Origin of the sequence: Quadrisphaera sp. GCM10027208 (assembly GCF_042658805.1) — a bacterium.
Classification (GTDB): domain Bacteria; phylum Actinomycetota; class Actinomycetes; order Actinomycetales; family SCSIO-59966; genus SCSIO-59966.
On record NZ_JBHSRC010000004.1, the window covers coordinates 127,076 to 145,153 of the forward strand.

Sequence of the window (18,078 nt, forward strand, 5' to 3'; positions counted from 1 at the left end):
TCACGGGGCCACCTCCACCGGTTCGGTGGAGGTACCGACGGCGTCGTCCTCGGCACTGCCGGCCATGGCGGCCAGCAGCGTCACCCGTGGGATGACGCCGACGAGCCGGCCGTCGTCGTCCACGACGGCGAGCGGGACGGCGGACTCCGCCGAGGGCGCGAACAGCTCGGCCAGGGTGCTCGACTCGGACACGCTCGCGACGTCCGGGGTGATGATCGCCTGCAGGGACTGCTCGTTGCGGCGGACGGCGGCCATGGCGTCGCTGTCCCGGACCAGGCCGCGTAGCCGCCGGTCCCGGTCGACGACGATCACGCCGCCGCTCTGGTGCTCGCGCATGACGGTGAGCGCGGTGCGCGGCCCGGCGCTCGAGAACACCACGGCACGCGCCGGCTCCATCACGGACCCGGCGGTGAGCACCCGCGACTTGTCGACGTCCGCGACGAACTTGGCGACGTAGTCGTTGGCCGGGTCGGTGAGTATCTCCTCCCCCGTACCGACCTGGACGACGCGGCCGTCGCGCATCACGGCGATCCGGTCGCCGATGTACATGGCCTCGTTGAGGTCGTGGGTGATGAACACGACGGTCTTGCCGAGCCGCTGCTGCAGGTCGACGAGCTGGGTCTGCATCTCCCGCCGGATCAGCGGGTCCAGGGCGCTGAACGCCTCGTCCATGAGCAGGATGTCGGTCTGGGCGGCGAGCGCGCGGGCCAGTCCGACGCGCTGCTTCATCCCGCCGGAGAGCTGGGAGGGGAACTTGTCCTCCCAGCCGGCGAGCCCGACCAGGTCGAGGGCCTCACGGGCGCGTTCGGCCCGTTCGGCCGGCGGGACGCCCTGGACGTCGAGGGCGTAGGCGGCGTTCTCCAGGACGGTCCGGTGCGGCAGCAGCGCGAAGTGCTGGAACACCATGCTCATCCGGCGCATCCGCACCTCGCGGAGCTGGGCCGGGTTGGCCCGGGTGATGTCGGTCCCGTCGACCTCGACGGTGCCGGCGGTGGGCTCGAGCAGCCCGTTGAGCATCCGGATGAGGGTCGACTTGCCGGAGCCGGACAGGCCCATGACGACGAAGATCTCGCCGGGCTGGACCTCGAAGCTGACGTCGATGACCGCGGGCGTGACACCCATCGGCAGCACGTCGTCGCGGGTGGCTCCGTCCCTGAGCCGCCGGACCGCGTCGTCGGCCCGACGGCCGAAGACCTTGTAGACGCCGTCGGCGCGGATCGCCGCCACCGTCACACCTCCTCGATCGATGTGCCGGGTACTGCGCACCGCCGTCCGCGACAGCGCCCCGGCATCGCACAGCCGTGGCCACGCGGCTGTCGACCGTAGGCGAGATGGCCGTCACTTTGCCAATCTGAGGGGATTCTGTGGCGTGGCTCACGCTCGGTCGGAGGGTCGTGGGACGGCGTGGCGACAGCGGGTATGCTGCCCGGGGTCCACGTTCCAGGGCGTGGCGCGCGGGTGTAGTTCAATGGCAGAACATCAGCTTCCCAAGCTGACAGTGCGGGTTCGATTCCCGTCACCCGCTCCATGACCGGGGCGTCGTCCGTGCCGACCAACCGTCCGGAGCTGGTCGCCCGCCGCGGCAACGCGACTACCTGCGCGCCGTCCGCCGCGGCGAGGTCCTCTGGCCGACGCCGCCACAGCAATAGGACGCGTGAGCACTATAGTTATCACGTGAGTACTACAGTTATCATGTGAGTATCTCACGACTCACATGGAGTGGATGATGGACCTGTCGAACCCGATCGCCGATGTGGTGCCGTCCGCCCACGGCCCGGTGCTTGCCGTGCTGGCGTCCACCTCGACACCGCTCACCGGCCGCGCGATCGCCGAGCTCACACACCCGCGCGTCTCCCAGCCACGCGTGGCGCGCATCCTCGCCGAGCTCACCGAGACCGGCCTCGTCGACCGGACCCCCGCGGGAGCCGCGTGGCTCTTCTGCCTCAACCGCGAGCACGTCGCCGCGTCGGCCGTCGAGGCGCTCGCCTCCCTGCGACAGGAGCTCTGGAGCCGAATCGCCGAGCACGCAGGCGGATGGGCCAAGCCGCCGGACGCGGTCGTGGTCTTCGGGTCCGCCGCACGGGGTGACGGCGGCACCGCCAGCGACATCGACCTCCTCGTCATCCGCCCCACCGACGTGGACGCCGACGACACCGACTGGCACGCGAACGTCACCGACCTCGCGGCGGGGGTGACCCGCTGGACCGGCAACCCCTGCGAGATCCTCGACCGCTCTGGCGAGGAGCTTCGGGCCATGGCCGCCGCGGGTGAGCGCGTCCTGAGCGAAATCCGCCACGACGGACGAGCGATCCTTGGCTCGATCTCCCTCGTCCCCGCTCCCAAGGAGACCTGACGTGGGTGCCGGGGACGAGGCGCTCAGCCACCTCAGCAAGTCTCGCGAGTTCCTCGCCGCCGCCAGACTGGAGTGACCGGCCTCACGTTCTGCACGTCCGATGACCGACGGGCGCCGAACCGAGGTCCTTGCGGACCTCGAGGTTGACATCGGAGTCCGGGCCGTCTCAGCCCGCGCCACCGAGGCGACGCGGCGCAGCCGCGGCTCGCAGCTCCAACCGCGCCCCCATCGCCGCGAGCAGTCGGTCGAGCGTCTCCACCGACGCGAGCTGGCGCCCGATCACAGCGGGGGAACGCTGGTCACGATGTCCCGGCCTGCGCCGCCAGAGCATCCTCAGGCGTCGGCACCGCCGGATCTCACCCGCCACCCAGCCCTGGAGCCCTAGGTGGCCGGCAGCTCGCCGCCAGGGTCATAGAGAGTCCCCTCTGCCAGTCGCTGTGCAAAGTTGCCGAGGGCGTGGTCGCGCAGAGCACGCTTGCCGGCCAGTTCTGCGGCGGCGGCGACTTGGAGCGACAGGGTGGCTCGGTGGTACATGGCCCGGCGCACCGTGTCAGCATCTACAACGCCTGTGACCGCTCCTGCGTGGAATGCTCCGACCAGAGGCGCGATGTCCATGGCGGGATCACCCCAGCAGCAGTGGTCGAAGTCGATCAGACCGCTGACGTTGGAGCCGGACCACATCACGTTGTGCAGACCGAAGTCGCCGTGCACCAACCCGGGTTCGGCACCTTGCTCGGCCACCAGCAGGTCGGCGACGACGCGAGCAGCCTCTTCCTGTGCGGACGTAGGCAGTAGTGAGATGAGCCGGTCGTGAACGATGTCCGGCCATGACGCTCCACCGCACCACTCACGCGGTTTGGGCAGCGAGCGGTGGAGGTCCCGCAGCCGTGTCTGTTGAAGGGCGCCGAGAAGGACCATGAGCTGGTCACAGACATCCGGCCACGCGGCATCGTGTAGCGGCTGTCCCGGGACGAGAGACGTCAGCACGCCGGTTCGACCAGCCAGCGTGACGGGCACTGATACTGGCGTGGGTACCGGCACAGGAAGATCAAGATTCGCCATCAGAGACATGACAAGGGTCTCGCGCGCGACCCGACGCTCCTGGTCAAGACCCTCAGCCACCCGGGCCACCGGGCCCCCGGGCAGTAGCAGGACCTCATGGAAAGCGCCGTGCCTCGCCTCAGCCCGACCCCAGTCCTGGTCAGGCCAGGCACGCCGCGCCCACACGCGTACGCCGTCGAACCTGTCGCACACGCGGTCACCCTGACACGGAGCGGCGTGTCTGTGTGCGGCCGAGCCCACCCGTGGCAGACCGCGTGCAACCGGTCGTCGTCCCAGCGAACGCCCGGCCGCCGTCGTCCGGGGAAGGCCCATCGTCCCTTCACCTACGGCCACCGAACGCCGAACCTGGAGGCATGACAACGGCGACCTCCGGGACCCACCACGGCATGACGGCCCACGAGGTCGTCCTGCTGCTGGAGACCGACCACCACGCCGGGCTGACCGAGCAGGAGGCCGCGGCCCGGCTGCAGCGCTTCGGACCCAACGAGCTGCCCGCCGCGACCGGTAGCGGGGCGCTGCTGCGCCTGCTGCGCCAGTTCCACCACCCACTGATCTACGTCCTGCTCGCGGCCGCCGTCGTGACGCTCGTGCTGCGCGAGTACGTCGACGCCGGCGTCATCCTCGGCGTCGTCGTCATCAACGCCGTCATCGGGTTCATCCAGGAGTCCCGCGCCGAGGCGTCGCTCGACGCGCTGAGGTCGATGGTCCGCACCAGCGCGCGCGTCGTCCGCGACGGGGTCCAGCGCGCTGTGGACTCCGCCGACCTCGTCCCGGGCGACCTGGTGCTCGTCGAGGCGGGCGACAAGGTGCCGGCCGACCTGCGACTGATCGAGGTCACCGAGCTCGCCGCCGACGAGTCGGCGCTGACCGGGGAGTCCGTCCCTGTCGCCAAGGCCGTGCCGCCGCTGCCCGACGGCACCCCGGTCGCCGACCGGGTCAACATGCTCTACTCCGGCACGCTGCTGACCTCCGGCAGCGGAACCGGCGTCGTCGTGGCCACCGGCGCGAGCACCGAGCTCGGCCAGATCCACCGGCTGGTCGGCTCGGCGGAGTCCCTGGCCACACCCCTGACCCGCCAGCTCGGCGAGTTCAGCAAGGTCCTCACCGTCGTCATCCTCGGCCTGGCCGCAGGCACGTTCGCCCTCGGCCTCGCCCAGGGCCGCGACGTCGCCGACATGTTCGTGGCGGCCGTGGCTCTCGCCGTCGGCGCGATCCCGGAGGGGCTGCCGGCCGCCGTCACCATCACCCTGGCGATCGGGGTCTCCCGGATGGCCCGGCGCCGGGCCGTCGTCCGCAGGCTGCCGGCGGTCGAGACCCTCGGCAGCACGACGGTCATCTGCTCCGACAAGACCGGGACCCTCACCGAGAACCAGATGACGGTACGGACGGTGTGGACGCCGGACCGCCGGTTCGCGGTGACCGGTTCCGGGTACGACCCGCACGGCCGGGTCGAGACCCCGGACGGCGAACCGGTCGACCACCACGCCGACCAGGCCCTGCGCTGGAGCCTGGTCGCTGGCGCCGCGTGCAACGACGCCCGGCTCAGCCGCGGTGAGGACGACCGGCCCACGGTCATCGGCGACCCCACCGAGGGGGCGCTGCTGACCGTGGCCAGCAAGGCCGGCCTAAACGTCGACGAGCTCGCCGAGCGCCTGCCCCGCACGTCGACGACGCCGTTCAGCTCCGAGCGCCAGTACATGGTCACCGTGCACCGGGACGTCGAGCACGACCGGTACGTCGCGCTGTGCAAGGGAGCGACCGAGCGGGTGCTCCCCCTGTGCCGGGCCGCCCTGGGGGCGGACGGCGTCGAGCGGCCACTGGACGCCGAAGCGGTGCTGGGGGTCGTCGACGAGCTCGCCGCGGACGGCCTGCGCGTCCTGGCGACCGCGGGCGCCGAGGTCGACGGGCCCGAGGCCCCGGCCGAGGAGGAGCTGGCCGGCCGGCTCGTGCTGACTGGACTGCAGGCGATGCTCGACCCGCCACGGCCCGCCGCCGTCGAGGCTGTCCGCGCCTGCCGGACCGCCGGCATCGACGTCAAGATGGTCACCGGCGACCACGCCGCCACCGCGACGGCGATCGCCGGCCAGCTGGGCCTGCTGGAGGGCCAGCCGCAGCCCGGCGACGTGCTGACCGGCGCCGACCTCGAGGCCCTGCCGGACGACGAGTACGCCGACGCCGTGGACCGCGCCGTCGTGCTCGCCCGGGTCACGCCGGAGCAGAAGCTCCGCCTGGTCCGCGGCCTGCAGGCACGGCGCAACGTCGTCGCGATGACCGGTGACGGGGTCAACGACGCGCCCGCGCTCCAGCAGGCCGACATCGGGATCGCGATGGGCCGCGGAGGCACCGAGGTGGCCAAGGAGGCCGCCGACATGGTGCTCACCGACGACGAGTTCGCCACCATCGAGGCCGCCGTCGAGGAGGGTCGCGGCGTCTTCGACAACCTCACCAAGTTCATCGTGTGGACGCTGCCCACGAACATGGGTGAGGGGCTCGTCATCCTCGTCGCGATCGTGGCCGGCGGGCTGCTGCCGATCCTGCCGACCCAGATCCTGTGGATCAACATGACGACCGCGGTCGCGCTCGGGCTCATGCTGGCCTTCGAGCCCAAGGAGCCGGGCATCATGACCCGTCCGCCGCGAGATCCTCGTCGTCCGCTGCTCACCGGGGACCTCGTCACCAGGATCCTGCTCGTCTCCGCCCTGCTCGTCGCCGGCTCGTGGTGGGTGTTCCAGTGGGAGCTGAACGCCGGCGCCGACCCGGCGACCGCCCGGACCGCCGCAGTCAACCTCTTCGTCGCCGTCGAGACCCTCTACCTGTTCAGCTGCCGGTCGCTGACCCGCCCGGCCCACACCGTCGGCCTGCTGAGCAACCGCTGGCTGGTCGTCGGCGTCACCGTGCAGGTCCTGCTGCAGGCCGCGCTGACGTACCTGCCGGTGATGAACCGGCTGTTCCAGACCGCCCCGCTGGACGCCGGGACCTGGCTGCGGATCGCGCTCGTCGCCGTCCTCGCCTGGGTCGTCGTCGAGATCGACAAGCACCGCCGGGCCCGGGGTCTTGCCCTCACTACCCGTGGGTAGCATCATGGTGTTACTGGCGGGTAACTGCCCGCGGACGGGTGTGTCTGGTTGAAGGGACCGGCGGTCATGGGCCACTACAGGAGCAACCTGCGCGACATCGAGTTCAACCTCTTCGAGGTCTTCAACCGCCAGGAGCTGCTCGGCTCCGGGCCGTACGAGGACGTCGACACCGAGACGGCCCGTGAGATCCTCGCCGAGGTCGGCCGGCTGGCCGAGAACGAGCTCGCCGAGTCTCTGCTCGAGTCCGACCGGCGTCCCCCGACGTTCGACCCCGCCACGCACGAGGTCGAGATGCCGGAGTCCTTCGTCAAGAGCTACCACGCCTACCTGGACGCCGAGTGGTGGCGGATGGACGTCCCGGCGGAGATCGGCGGCACCGTCGTCCCGCCGTCCTTGCGCTGGGCGACCGCCGAGCTCGTCCTGGGCTCCAACCCCGCCGTCCACATGTTCTCCGCGGGGTTCTCCTTCGCCAAGGTGCTGTACATGCTCGGCACCCCGGAGCAGAAGAAGCTCGCCGGTCACATGGTGGACAACCGCTGGGGCGCGACGATGGTGCTCACCGAGCCGGACGCCGGCTCCGACGTCGGCGCCGGCCGCGCCAAGGCCGTCCAGCAGCCCGACGGCACGTGGCACATCACCGGCGTCAAGCGCTTCATCACCAGCGCGGAGGCGCCCTTCTTCGACAACATCGTCCACTTCGTCCTGGCCCGCCCCGAGGGCGCCGGCCCGGGCACGAAGGGCCTGAGCCTGTTCATCGTGCCGAAGTACCACGTCGACCCCGAGACCGGTGCCCTCGGCGACCGCAACGGCGCCTTCGTCACCAACGTCGAGCACAAGATGGGCCTCAAGGTGTCCACCACCTGCGAGCTGCGCTTCGGCGAGGTCGACGGCATCCCCGCGGTCGGGACCCTGCTCGGAGACGCGCACGACGGCATCGCCCAGATGTTCCGCATCATCGAGTACGCCCGGATGATGGTCGGCACCAAGGCGATCGCGACGCTGAGCACCGGCTACCTCAACGCCCTGGAGTACGCCAAGGAACGCGTCCAGGGCGCCGACCTCACCCAGATGACGGACAAGACGGCGCCCCGGGTCACCATCACCCACCACCCCGACGTCCGGCGCTCGCTCATGCTGCAGAAGGCGTACGCCGAAGGCCTACGGGCCCTCGTGCTGTTCACCGCCACCCAGCAGGACGTCGTCGACCGGGCGCTGCACACGACCGGCAACGAGACGTTCGAGCCCGGCAGTCCCGAGGACATGGCAGTGCGGGTCAACGACCTGCTGCTGCCGGTCGTCAAGGGCGTCGGGTCCGAGCGGGCGTGGGTCCTGCTCGGCACGGAGAGCCTGCAGACCCTCGGCGGCTCGGGCTTCCTCCAGGACTACCCGATCGAGCAGTACGTCCGGGACGCCAAGATCGACACCCTGTACGAGGGCACGACCGCGATCCAGGGGATGGACTTCTTCTTCCGGAAGATCGTCCGGGACAAGGGCACCGCACTCGGACACCTCGCCGGGCAGATCCAGGACTTCATCAAGGGCGACGGCGGCAGCGGCGAGCTGGCCCGCGAGCGCGAGCTGCTCGCCCAGGCACTGGAGGACACCCAGGGCATCGTCGGCTACATGGTCGGCCAGCTCACGGCGTCCGACCCGCGGGCCGAGGGCGGCGACCCGCGCAACGTCTACAAGGTCGGTCAGAACACCACCCGGCTGCTCATGGCCGCCGGCGACGTCGTCGTCGGCTGGCTGCTGCTGCGCCAGGCCGAGGTGGCGCTCGCGGCGCTGCCGGGCGCGTCGGCGCAGGACCGGCAGTTCTACGAGGGCAAGGTGGCCGCCGCCCGGTTCTTCGCCCGGACGGTGCTGCCGCGGATCACGTCCGACCGCGCCGTCGCCGAGGCCACCGACAACTTCCTCATGGACGTCGACGAGTCCGCCTTCTGACCCCTCCTAAATCGGTGATCATGCAATCCCGCCACCCTCACACCACCTGTCGGTGATCATGCAATCCCGCCACCCTCGTCATACCTCCTGTCCGTGATCATGCAATCCCGCCACCTTCGCCGCGGGTGACGGGAATGCATGATCACGGGCGTGTCGCAGAATGCTGGGTTCGTCACACCCTTTGCGGCGTGTCTCGCCACCAACCCAGCACTCTGCGAGCAGGGCGCAGGTGGGCTCGGGTGGCGGGATTGCATGATCACGAAGGGGTTGGGGGCCGGGCGGCAGGGCGCGCAGGGTGGCGGGATTGCATGATCACGAAGGGGTTGGGGGCCGGGCGGCAGGGCGCGCAGGGTGGCGGGATTGCATGATCACGAAGGGGTTGGGGGCTGGAGGGCTCGAGGGGTGGGGTTGACGGGGAGGGGCGGGGGCGTGGCACGGTGGAGGGGCAAGGACCGGCCCCAAGAGGCCCCGTCGACTGCGAATCGGAGCGACCATGCTCACCCTCACCCCGAGCGCCCAGACCCTCGTCCGTGACCTGACTGCTCAGCCGGAGGTGCCGGACGGCGCCGGGCTGCGCATCGCGCCCGCCCCGACGCCGGGCCAGCTCCAGGTCTCCATCACCCCTGCGCCAGAACCCGGCGACGAGGTCGTCGACAACGACGGCGCGCGGGTCTTCGTCGACCCGCAGACCGCTGAGCTGCTCGCCGACAGCACCCTGGACGCCCAGCAGGGCTCCGACGGACCCTCCTTCCTGCTGACCCAGGGCGGCTGACCCGCCTGCTGACTCGGGGCGGCTGACCCGCCACCTCGAGTTGCGGTCCCGCGGTGGCCGCGGGTCAATGGCCACCGCGTACGGGCCGTCCGGGCCCGTGGACACCGGAGGTAGGCATGGGAATCGGCGTCAGCATCTTCCTGCTCGCCCTGGGCCTCATCCTGGCCCTGGCGGTCGAGATCGAGGTCGCGGGCATCGACATCCAGGTCGTCGGCTGGATCCTCGTCGTCGTCGGCCTCGTCGGTCTCGTCATGACTGCCTTCGTGTGGGGCCCGCGCCGGCGCGAGACCCGCGGGCAGGTCGTCGAGGAGCGCCGCACGTACGACGACCGCCCGCCGGTCTGACCGGCGGCCACAAGAACCCAGAGCGGCACCCGGGGGAAGGCACCCGGGGCAGCACCGTCGACGGGCTGTGAGGCGGCCTAGCCTCACAGCCCGTCGGCGTCTGCGCGTTCGACGAGCGGACCCAGGTCGTGGTGGACGTCGTCCAGCCGGGCCATCGGGTCACCGCGCCGGGCCAGCAGGGCCGGGACACTGGCCATCGTCAGGTCGTCGGGGTCGGCGTCGGCCAGCTCCGCCCAGGTCAGTGGGGTGGAGACGGTGGCCCGCGGGGTGCGGCGGACCGAGTAGGCGCTGGCGATCGTCCGGTCCCGCGCGTTCTGGTTGTAGTCCACGAACACCACGCCGTCCGGACGGTCCGCCGTCCACCACTGCGTCGTCACCGCGGCCGGCTCCCGCCGCTCGATCTCGCGGGCCAGGGCCAGCGCCGCCCGCCGCACCTCCTGGTGCTCCCAGCGCGGCTGGATCCGCACGTACACGTGGACGCCGCGCCCCCCGGACGTCTTCGGGAACCCCGCCATCCCGAGCTCGTCGAGCAGCGGCCGCACGTGCTCGAGGGCGACGTGCCGGGCCTCGCTGAACCCGGCCCCGGGCTGCGGGTCGAGGTCGATCCGCAGCTCGTCGGGGTGCTCGGTGTCGGCGCACCGCGACGGCCACGGGTGGAAGGTCACGGCGCCGGACGTGGCCGCCCACACCACGGCAGCGGCCGAGTCGACGGCCAGGGCGTCGGCATGCCGCCCGGACGGGAACGACACCCGGCAGGTGTGCACGTAGCCGGGGGCGTGCCGCGGCACCCGCTTCTGGTAGATCTCCTCGCCGTCGATGCCGTCGGGGAACCGCTGCAGGTACGTCGGCCGGCCCCGCAACGCAGTGACGATGGCGCCGTGCTGCGCGACCGCGCGGTAGTACTCGGCGAGGTGCCGCTTGGTGCCGCCGGCGGAGCCCAGCACCGGGAAGTACACCTTGTCGGGGTTGGTCAGCCGGACGGCGACCCCGTCGACGTCCAGATCCTCCGCGGTGGCGGCCATGGCGGCCATCGTGCTCCGGCGTCAGACCCCGCGCAGGTCGAGGACGAGCTCGTCGTCCAGACCGTCGATACCGTCGACGACCCGCACCGGGATCCCCCAGTCCTGCTGGTACAGGTGGCAGGCGGCGTGCTCGGGCACCTCCCCGGTCTCCGGGTCGCCGTCGCAGGCGGCCGCCTGGACGCTGACGTGCAGCACCCCGGCCGGGACGTCGCCGGCGAGCTCGAGGTCCCGGGTCAGTCCGGACGCCGAGCCGGCGCCCGCCAGCAGCAGCCCGGGCGGGCTGGCCGACACGACGAGGCGGGTCGGGTCGCCCCACCGGTCGTCGAGCTTCTGCCCGGTCGGCGGGGTGAAGGCGACCCGCAGCGCGAGCCGGCCGGGTGCGACGTCCTGCTCGGGACGGGCGGTGCGCCGGGCGACGCCGTCCACCTGCTGGGCCTGCGCCGGGACGCCGACGCGCACCAGCCGGTGGGCGGCGGACTCGACGACGACGAGGGTCGCGCCGTCCGGGTCGACGAGGACGTCGCTGGGCTCGGCGAGGTCCCGGGCGAGCGTGGTGACGGTGCGGGTGGCCGGGTCGTAGCGACGGACGGCGCCGTTGTAGGTGTCCGCGACGGCGACCGAGCCGTCGGGCAGCACCGCGACGCCGAGCGGGTGCTGCAGCAGCGCGTCCTGTGCGGGGCCGTCGCGGTGGCCGAAGTCGAACAGCCCGGTGCCGACCGCGGTGCCGACGTCGTGGCCGTCGTCGCCGCGGACCAGCCAGCGCAGCGCCGAGGTCTCGGAGTCGGCGAGCCACAGCCGTCGGCCGTCCGGATCCGCGGCCAGGCCGGAGGTCTGGGCGAACCACGCGTCGTGGGCGGCGCCGTCCCGCAGTCCCTCGGCGGTGGTGCCGGCGAGCACCTCGACGGTGCCGGCGTCGGGGTGGAACGCCCACAGCTGGTGGACTCCCGCCATGGCGACGACGACGCGCCCGTCGAACCACGCGACGTCCCACGGGGTCGACAGGTCCTGCTCGAGGGCGGGCCCGCCGCCGCCGCGACGACGCAGCTGCTCGCCGGTGCCGGCGACGGTGCGGACGGTTCCGTCGGCGAGCCGGACGCCGCGCAGGGCGTGGTTCACGGCGTCGGCGACCACGACGTCGTAGCCGACCCGGCCGGCGACGTCCGGGGGCAGGACGGCGAGCCCCTGCGGCTCGCTGAACGCGGCGACGTCCACGGCGCCGTCGACCAGGCCCCGCCGGCCCGAGCCGATCCGGCGCCGCTCGGTCTCCAGGTCGTCGTCGAGCTCGACGAGCTGGTGGTGCGCGGTGTCGGAGACGAGCAGTCCACCGTCGGGCAGCCGGACCACCTTGCCCGGGAACCGCAGCGCGGTCCGCGCCGGCGGCGGCGGCACGTAGGGGGCGTCGCCGCGGCGCAGGGTCCCCTTCGTCTCGTGCTCGGCGACGAGCTCGTCGAGCAGCACCCGCAGCCCGTGCGCGTGGCCCTCGCCGGACAGCTGGGCGACGACGTAGCCCTCCGGGTCGACGACCGCCAGCGTCGGCCAGGCCCGGGCGGCGTAGGCCCGCCAGGTGACCAGCTCGGGGTCGTCGAGGACCGGGTGGTGGACGGCGTAGCGCTCCACAGCGGCGGCCAGGGCGTCCGGGTCGGCCTCGTGGGCGAACTTCGGGGAGTGCACCCCGACGGTCACCAGGACGTCGGCGTACTCGCGTTCCAGCGGACGCAGCTCGTCCAGGACGTGCAGGCAGTTGACGCAGCAGAAGGTCCAGAAGTCGAGCAGCACGATCCGGCCGCGGAGCCCGGCGAGGGTGAGCGGCTCGCCGCCGGTGTTGAGCCAGGCCCGGCCGGTGAGCTCGGGGGCGCGGACGCGTGGTCGTCGAGCAGCGGTCATCCCCCGATTCTCCCCGGCGTCGCCGACAGATCCGCCGGCGGCCAGCTCAGTCGGGCAGCGAACGGGCGAGCTCCCACGCGTCCGACACCATCGCCGCGAGCTGGCGCTGCGGCGTCCAGCCGAGGTCGTGCTGGGCGCGCCGGCTGGAGGCGACGAGGACCGGCGGATCCCCCGGTCGTCTCGGCGCGACCTCGACCGGCACCGGGTGGCCGGTGACCTCGCGCACCACGTCGACGACCTGGCGCACCGAGAACCCGGCCCCGTTGCCGAGGTTGTAGACCAGGTGCTGCCCGGGCTGCGGGGCCTCCAGCGCGAGCAGGTGCGCCTGGGACAGGTCGGCGACGTGGATGTAGTCCCGCACGCACGTGCCGTCCGGGGTCGGGTAGTCGTCGCCGTAGATCGACAGTCGCTCCCGGCGCCCGGCGGCCACCTGCAGTGCGATCGGGATCAGGTGCGTCTCGGTGGCGTGGCGCTCGCCGAACCCGCGCCAGGCCCCGGCGACGTTGAAGTACCGCAGGCTCACCGCCGCGAGGTCGTAGGCGGCCGCCTCGCCGCTGAGCATGTGGTCCACGGCGAGCTTGGAGGCGCCGTAGGGGTTTGTCGGCGCGGCGGGCTCGGTCTCCTCGACCGGCACGTGCTGCGGGACGCCGTACGTGGCCGCCGTGGAGGAGAAGACGATCCTGCGGACGCCGCGCACGCGCATCGCGTCCAGGAGCAGCCTGGTGCCGACGACGTTGGTGTGCCAGTAGAGCTCTGGCCGCTGCACGGACTCCCCCACCAGGGACGTGCCGGCGAAGTGCAGGACGGCGTCGACGCCCCGGCCGAGGGCCTCGCCGGGGTCGGCGACACTGCCCACGACGAGCTCGGCACCAGCCGGCACGGCGTCCGCATGCCCCGTGGACAGGTCGTCAAGCACGACGACGTCGTGACCGGCCTCGAGCAGCTGGGCGGCCACGACGCTGCCGATGTACCCCGCCCCTCCGGTGACCAGAAGCCTCATCGGTCAGTCCCTGCCGCGGGAGGTCAGCGATGCCTCAGCCGAGCATCTCCGGCCGCTGCCACTCCTGACCGAGCACGTGGTGGCCGAGGAACGCGAACACCGTCTCGTACCAGACCTTGGCGTGGTTCGGCGTGAGCACCCAGTGGTTCTCGTCGGGGAAGTACAGGAACTTGTGCGGGCTGCGGCCCTCCGGGTCCTCGGAGCGGGACACCAGGTCCCACCACAGCCGCAGGCCCTCACCGATCGGGACCCGGTAGTCCCTGTCGCCGTGGACGACGAGCACGGGGGTGGTGATCTGGTCGGCGAACCGGTGCGGGGAGTTGGCCAGGGCCATCTCCTCGGTCATCTCACGCTTCCAGTAGTAGGCCGCGTCCGTGGTCGGTCCGAACTGGTCGAGGGCCCACAGCGACGCGTGCGTGACGATCGCGCGGAACCGGTCGGTGTGGCCGGCGACCCAGTTCGCCATGTAGCCGCCGAAGGAGCCGCCCATCGCCGCGGTACGAGTCTCGTCGACGTCGTCGCGGGCCTCGGCGGCGTCGGTGACGGCGAGCAGGTCGGTGTACGGGGCGGCGCCCCAGGCGCCCCAGCCGCGGCGGACGAACTCGACGCCGTAGCCGGTGGACAGCGCCGGGTCGGGCAGCAGGACGGCGTAGCCGCGGGCGACCGCGAGCCACGGGTTCCACCGCCAGGACCACGCGTTCCACGACCCGAGCGGGCCGCCGTGGATCCACAGCAGCAGCGGTGCCGGCTCCGACGCCGACGCCCCGTCCGGCAGGGCGAGCCACGCCCGCAGCGCGGTGCCGTCCTCGGCGGTCGTGGTGACCTCCTCGACCCGCCCTGGCAGCGTGGGCGCCGGTGCCGGGCCGCGCAGCGCCTCCGGCTGCGCCGGCGCCGCGGAGCCGGCGTCCAGGGGGACCCGGACCGGCGCGGCCGGCGCGTCGACCGCGGAGCGCAGGGCGTACACCCACCGCCCGTCGGGGGAGACCCGCGCGTCGCTGTACGCGCCGTCGTCCGCGGTGAGCCGAGTGACCTCGCCGGTGGCGACGTCGACGCGGAACAGCGGGGCGCGGCCCTGGTCGTCGGCGACCGCGACGAGCGCGGAGCCGTCGGGCGTCCACTGCGCCGAGTGCGGCCAGCGGTCCCAGTCCTGGGTCAGCGCCCGCACCTGGCCGCCGGCGAGCGGGACGACGGCGAGCCAGCTGTCGGGCGGCACGTCCGGTGTCGAGCGGCGGAACGCGACCACCGCGACGTGCCGGCCGTCCGGGGACACCACGGGGTCGGAGTACTCGACGTCCGGGTCGTCGCACAGCACCCGCCGCTGCCCGGTAGCCACGTCGAGAGCGACGACCGTGGACCGCTCCGAGCCACGCGGCTCGGGGACGGTCCACGTGCTGACGACGGTCGCGCCGTCCGGGGTGACGTCCCAGGACGCCTCGGCCTGCAGGGCGCGGCCGGCGTGGCCGGTGAGGTCGCGCAGCTCGAGCCGCTCGTCACCGGTGGCAAGGTCCGCGGGCAGGTCCGCGGTGAACAGCCGGGGCCGGTCGGGGCCGAGGTCGTGGTCCCAGTACCGCACCGGGTACTCCTCGTGCAGGACGGCGGAGACCTTCGCGTCCTTGCGGTTCTTGCGGGCCTTCTGCTCCGACTCGGCGTCGGTGGCCGACGGCAGCGTGGAGGAGGCCAGGACGACGGTGCCGGCCTCGCGGGCCACCCGGACGCCGCCGACCCCGCCGGGACGGGTCACCACCACCCGGGCGTCACCGCCGCCGGCGGGCTGCAGCCACAGGGCCGGCACCTCGTCGTCCCCGTCGTCCTGCGGTTCGGCGTCCGGACGGGCGGAGACGAACAGCAGGTCCCCGGACGGCGTGAACGCCGCCCCGGACTCGCCCTTGGCGCTGCGGGTGAGCCGGCGGGCCGGCCGCTCGCCGTCCGGGTCGACCTCCCACAGCCCGGTGACGTACCGGGTCCGCTTGCGGTCGAGGGTGGCGACGCCGACGACGACGCGTCGCCCGTCCGGTGACAGCGCCAGGCCACTGACCCGAGGCAGGGCGACGTAGTCGTCGAGGCTGGTGAAGGGGTGTTCTGCGGGACTCACAGGGACTGCCTATCACGCTCCGTGTCGCGCTCGGCGAGGCGGGCGAGCATGGCGTTGTACTGCCCGAGGTCCTGGTCGTGGTCGCGGTCGGCGGCGCGGTCGCGGCGCCGGGCCTCGCGCTCGTCGCTGCGGGCCCACTGCACCGCGACGGTCATGGCGAGCAGCAGGGTCGGCAGCTCGCCGATCCCCCACGCGATCGCACCGCCCTCCTGCTGGTCGGCCAGGGCGTCGATGCCCCACCCGGTCGAGGAGAACCAGTCGGCGGCCAGCAGGGTCTCGCTGCCGAGGAGGGAGACGCCGAAGAACGCGTGGAACGCCATCGTCGCGAACAGCAGCAGGATCCGCAGCGGGTAGCGCGGTCGGGACGGGCCGGGGTCGACGCCGATGAGCGCGTTGGCGAACAGGTACCCGGCGAGCAGGAAGTGGATCATCATCAGCTCGTGCCCCACGTGGGTGGACAGCGCGAGCTCGAACAGCTCGGAGTAGTAGAAGGCGACGATGCTGCCGGCGAACACGACGGCGGCCACGACGGGGTGGGACACGAACCTCACCCAGCGTGACTCGACGACGGCGAGCAGCCACTCCCGCGGTCCGCGAGAGCCGTCCCGCCGCCGCGGCAGCGCGCGCATCGCGAGCGTGACCGGGGCCCCGACGACGAGCAGCGGCGGCACGACCATGCTCAGCGCCATGTGCTGGACCATGTGGATGCTGAACAGGGTGCGGCCGTAGACGGCGGGGGCGCCGCCGGTGACGTAGAGCAGCGCGAGCAGTCCGGTGAGCCAGAGCAGGGTGCGGTGCACCGGCCACCGGTCCCCCCGGGCCCGCAGCCGCCGGACGCCGACCAGGTAGGCGACGGCGAGGGCGCCGGCGACCGTGACCCACAGGATGTCCGGGTTCCACTCGGTCAGCCAGCGCTGCGCGGTCAGCGGCGGGGGCAGCGGCGCACCGGTGAGCAGCTCGGCCGGGGTGGGGTCGGTGGGCGGCGCCTGCGGCACCGGCGGCGCCGTCCGGGACAGCGCGACGCCGAGCCCGGCGGCGGCGGCCATGAGGACCACCTCACCGGTGACGAGCCGCCAGAACGCTGACCGCGGCCCCGGCTGGTCGAGGCGTCCGAGCAGGGCGCGCCGGTGCCACCAGCCGGCTGCGCCGAGGGCGACCGTGGCGACCACCTTGGTGACGAGCAGCAGCCCGTACGGGGTGGCCAGGTCGGCGAGGCCGTCGAGACGCAGCGAGCCGTTGGCGAGCCCGGAGACCGCGACGACGACGAACGCCCACCCGGCGACGGTCGAGTAGCGGCGGGCCGCCGCGGGCAGGTCGCGGCCGAGCGAGCCGGCGAGGGCCGCGAGGACGCCGAGCCCACCGGCCCAGGCCGACACGCCGAGCAGGTGCAGCCACCAGCCGCTGACCGCCGTCTCGTGGTCAGCGGCCCCCGCGGCGTGGCCGGTGAGGGCGATCGGCACGAGCGCGACCGCGATCCCGGCGAGCAGCCACGCCGAGCCGACCGGGCCGGAGACCGCCATCGCGGCGGTGGCGATGACCGCCGCCAGCACCGTGGCCAGCAGCAGCATCCGGCCGAGGTCGATCTCGGTGAGGTAGAAGCCGAGCTCGGAGCCGAACCCGGCGACGCCGAGCGGCCGGCCCGCGACGTCGGCGTAGCCGAGGACGAGCGCGGCGACCGAGGCCAGCGTCCACGTCACCGCCGCGGCCCGGCCGACGGTGAGCGCCCGCGGCACTGCCGGGGAACGGGGCGGCAGGACGGCGGCCACGAGCAGGAACGCCCCGACGGTGGCGGCGAGCGCGAGGTCGGCGACGCCGCGGGCGGCGGGCAGCCCCCACCGGACGGCGGCGCCCGGGTCGGCGAGCAGCTGCTCGGCGGTGGCCCCGGTGAGGGCCATCGCGACGAACGCGGTGACGAGCAGGGCGGGCAGGGCGAGCAGGGGCCCCCGCAGACTGGTCACGTGCGCTCCCCGGGACGGTCGTCCGGGTGGGGGTCGTCGTCCGGCCGTCCGCCGGTGTCGTCGGAACGGGGCTCCTCGGCCCGCTCACGGGAGGTCCGCCAGCCGCGGACGGTGAGCAGCAGCACCGCGATCAGCCCGGCGACGACGGCGACGGCCGCGAGCGTCCACGGCGCCGTCCCGCCGGTCTGTGTGGTCGCGCCGTCCGCGGCGACGGTGAACCCCACCGAGCCGCTCACCTCGCCCTCCCCGACGTCCGCCCCGGCAGCGGCCACCGTGTAGGAGACGACGTAGTCCCCCTCGGCGGAGGTGGGCACCTCGACGACGAGCCGTGGCCCGTCGACCCTTGCCACGGCGTCCCGGTCGTCCTGGCCGGGCGGGGTGAGGGACGCCGAGCACCGGGCGGGGTCCAGGTCGGCGTCGAACGTCAGTGTCACCGCGCCCGGCGCATGGTCGAGGGTGGCGCCGTTGGCCGGCTCCACCTCGACGACCGTGGTCGAGGCAGCGGCCGCGGACGGCGTCAGCAGCAGGACGACGAGCGCGGCGGCTGCCGTGAGGACGGCGCGGTTCGGCACC

12 protein-coding genes, 1 tRNA gene and 1 pseudogene are annotated in these 18,078 nt (G+C 73.1%); 6 read left to right on the forward strand and 8 right to left on the reverse strand.

Annotation, left to right across the window (positions count from 1 at the left end):
- The gene (locus ACFP6A_RS08305; protein ID WP_379603034.1) at positions 1 to 1,227 is read right to left on the reverse strand and encodes a glycine betaine/L-proline ABC transporter ATP-binding protein; all 1,227 of its coding nucleotides are present in this window, start codon (positions 1,225 to 1,227) and stop codon (positions 1 to 3) included.
- 227 nt (positions 1,228 to 1,454) lie between these two features.
- Between ACFP6A_RS08305 and ACFP6A_RS08310 the strand changes: the two genes are divergently transcribed.
- Both ACFP6A_RS08310 and ACFP6A_RS08315 read left to right on the forward strand, forming a co-directional pair.
- Positions 1,455 to 1,528, forward strand: a tRNA-Gly gene (locus tag ACFP6A_RS08310).
- Positions 1,529 to 1,726: 198 nt separating this feature from the next.
- Complete coding sequence (locus ACFP6A_RS08315) at positions 1,727 to 2,353, forward strand: nucleotidyltransferase domain-containing protein (RefSeq protein WP_379603035.1); 627 nt, start codon at positions 1,727 to 1,729, stop codon at positions 2,351 to 2,353.
- Positions 2,354 to 2,734: 381 nt separating this feature from the next.
- On the opposite strand, the gene ACFP6A_RS08320 is transcribed toward ACFP6A_RS08315, so the two are convergent.
- Positions 2,735 to 3,727: a phosphotransferase gene (locus ACFP6A_RS08320; protein WP_379603036.1), complete on the reverse strand. Its 993-nt coding sequence runs from the start codon at positions 3,725 to 3,727 to the stop codon at positions 2,735 to 2,737.
- Between the two features lie 41 nt (positions 3,728 to 3,768).
- Here ACFP6A_RS08320 and ACFP6A_RS08325 point away from each other — a divergent pair, with 41 nt between their 5' ends.
- The 4 genes from ACFP6A_RS08325 to ACFP6A_RS08340 all read left to right on the forward strand — a co-directional run bounded on the left by ACFP6A_RS08325 (position 3,769) and on the right by ACFP6A_RS08340 (position 9,549).
- Positions 3,769 to 6,492, forward strand: coding sequence for an HAD-IC family P-type ATPase (locus ACFP6A_RS08325; RefSeq protein WP_379603037.1), 2,724 nt, complete (start codon positions 3,769 to 3,771; stop codon positions 6,490 to 6,492).
- Positions 6,493 to 6,558: 66 nt separating this feature from the next.
- Positions 6,559 to 8,433: an acyl-CoA dehydrogenase gene (locus tag ACFP6A_RS08330; protein WP_379603038.1), complete on the forward strand. Its 1,875-nt coding sequence runs from the start codon at positions 6,559 to 6,561 to the stop codon at positions 8,431 to 8,433.
- 493 nt (positions 8,434 to 8,926) lie between these two features.
- Positions 8,927 to 9,205 carry a HesB/IscA family protein gene (locus ACFP6A_RS08335; protein ID WP_379603039.1) on the forward strand — a complete coding sequence of 93 codons (279 nt, stop codon included), beginning with the start codon at positions 8,927 to 8,929 and terminating at the stop codon, positions 9,203 to 9,205.
- A gap of 116 nt (positions 9,206 to 9,321) precedes the next feature.
- On the forward strand, positions 9,322 to 9,549 hold the full coding sequence (locus tag ACFP6A_RS08340) for a DUF6458 family protein (RefSeq protein ID WP_379603040.1): 228 nt from the start codon (positions 9,322 to 9,324) through the stop codon (positions 9,547 to 9,549).
- 92 nt (positions 9,550 to 9,641) lie between these two features.
- On the opposite strand, the pseudogene ligD reads toward ACFP6A_RS08340, so the two are convergent.
- The 6 genes and pseudogenes from ligD to ACFP6A_RS08370 form a co-directional block, all read right to left on the reverse strand.
- Positions 9,642 to 10,571 (reverse strand): annotated as a pseudogene (gene ligD, locus ACFP6A_RS08345) (non-homologous end-joining DNA ligase); the annotation flags it as partial.
- 21 nt (positions 10,572 to 10,592) lie between these two features.
- The gene (locus ACFP6A_RS08350) at positions 10,593 to 12,455 is read right to left on the reverse strand and encodes an NHL domain-containing thioredoxin family protein (RefSeq protein WP_379603041.1); all 1,863 of its coding nucleotides are present in this window, start codon (positions 12,453 to 12,455) and stop codon (positions 10,593 to 10,595) included.
- A 46-nt stretch (positions 12,456 to 12,501) separates the two neighbouring features.
- Positions 12,502 to 13,455 carry a UDP-glucose 4-epimerase GalE gene (gene galE / locus ACFP6A_RS08355; RefSeq protein WP_379603042.1) on the reverse strand — a complete coding sequence of 318 codons (954 nt, stop codon included), beginning with the start codon at positions 13,453 to 13,455 and terminating at the stop codon, positions 12,502 to 12,504.
- A gap of 34 nt (positions 13,456 to 13,489) precedes the next feature.
- A complete protein-coding gene (locus ACFP6A_RS08360; protein ID WP_379603043.1) occupies positions 13,490 to 15,547 on the reverse strand; it encodes a S9 family peptidase in 2,058 nt (685 codons plus the stop codon).
- Complete coding sequence (locus ACFP6A_RS08365; RefSeq protein ID WP_379603044.1) at positions 15,544 to 17,505, reverse strand: cytochrome c oxidase assembly protein; 1,962 nt, start codon at positions 17,503 to 17,505, stop codon at positions 15,544 to 15,546. The genes ACFP6A_RS08360 and ACFP6A_RS08365 overlap by 4 nt, the downstream gene beginning before the upstream one ends.
- On the reverse strand, positions 17,502 to 18,077 hold the full coding sequence (locus ACFP6A_RS08370) for a copper resistance protein CopC (protein WP_379603045.1): 576 nt from the start codon (positions 18,075 to 18,077) through the stop codon (positions 17,502 to 17,504). Before ACFP6A_RS08370 ends, ACFP6A_RS08365 begins: the two co-directional genes overlap by 4 nt.
- Position 18,078: the final 1 nt, after the last annotated feature.

Excerpts from the sequence above, each read along its gene's own strand:
- ACFP6A_RS08340 (WP_379603040.1), top strand. The coding sequence starts at position 9,322 with ATGGGAATCGGCGTCAGCATCTTCCTGCTCGCCCTGGGCCTCATCCTG.
- ACFP6A_RS08315 (WP_379603035.1), top strand. The coding sequence starts at position 1,727 with ATGGACCTGTCGAACCCGATCGCCGATGTGGTGCCGTCCGCCCACGGC.
- ACFP6A_RS08335 (WP_379603039.1), top strand. The coding sequence starts at position 8,927 with ATGCTCACCCTCACCCCGAGCGCCCAGACCCTCGTCCGTGACCTGACT.
- ACFP6A_RS08320 (WP_379603036.1), bottom strand. The coding sequence starts at position 3,727 with ATGGGCCTTCCCCGGACGACGGCGGCCGGGCGTTCGCTGGGACGACGA.
- galE (WP_379603042.1), bottom strand. The coding sequence starts at position 13,455 with ATGAGGCTTCTGGTCACCGGAGGGGCGGGGTACATCGGCAGCGTCGTG.
- ACFP6A_RS08325 (WP_379603037.1), top strand. The coding sequence starts at position 3,769 with ATGACAACGGCGACCTCCGGGACCCACCACGGCATGACGGCCCACGAG.
- ACFP6A_RS08350 (WP_379603041.1), bottom strand. The coding sequence starts at position 12,455 with ATGACCGCTGCTCGACGACCACGCGTCCGCGCCCCCGAGCTCACCGGC.
- ACFP6A_RS08330 (WP_379603038.1), top strand. The coding sequence starts at position 6,559 with ATGGGCCACTACAGGAGCAACCTGCGCGACATCGAGTTCAACCTCTTC.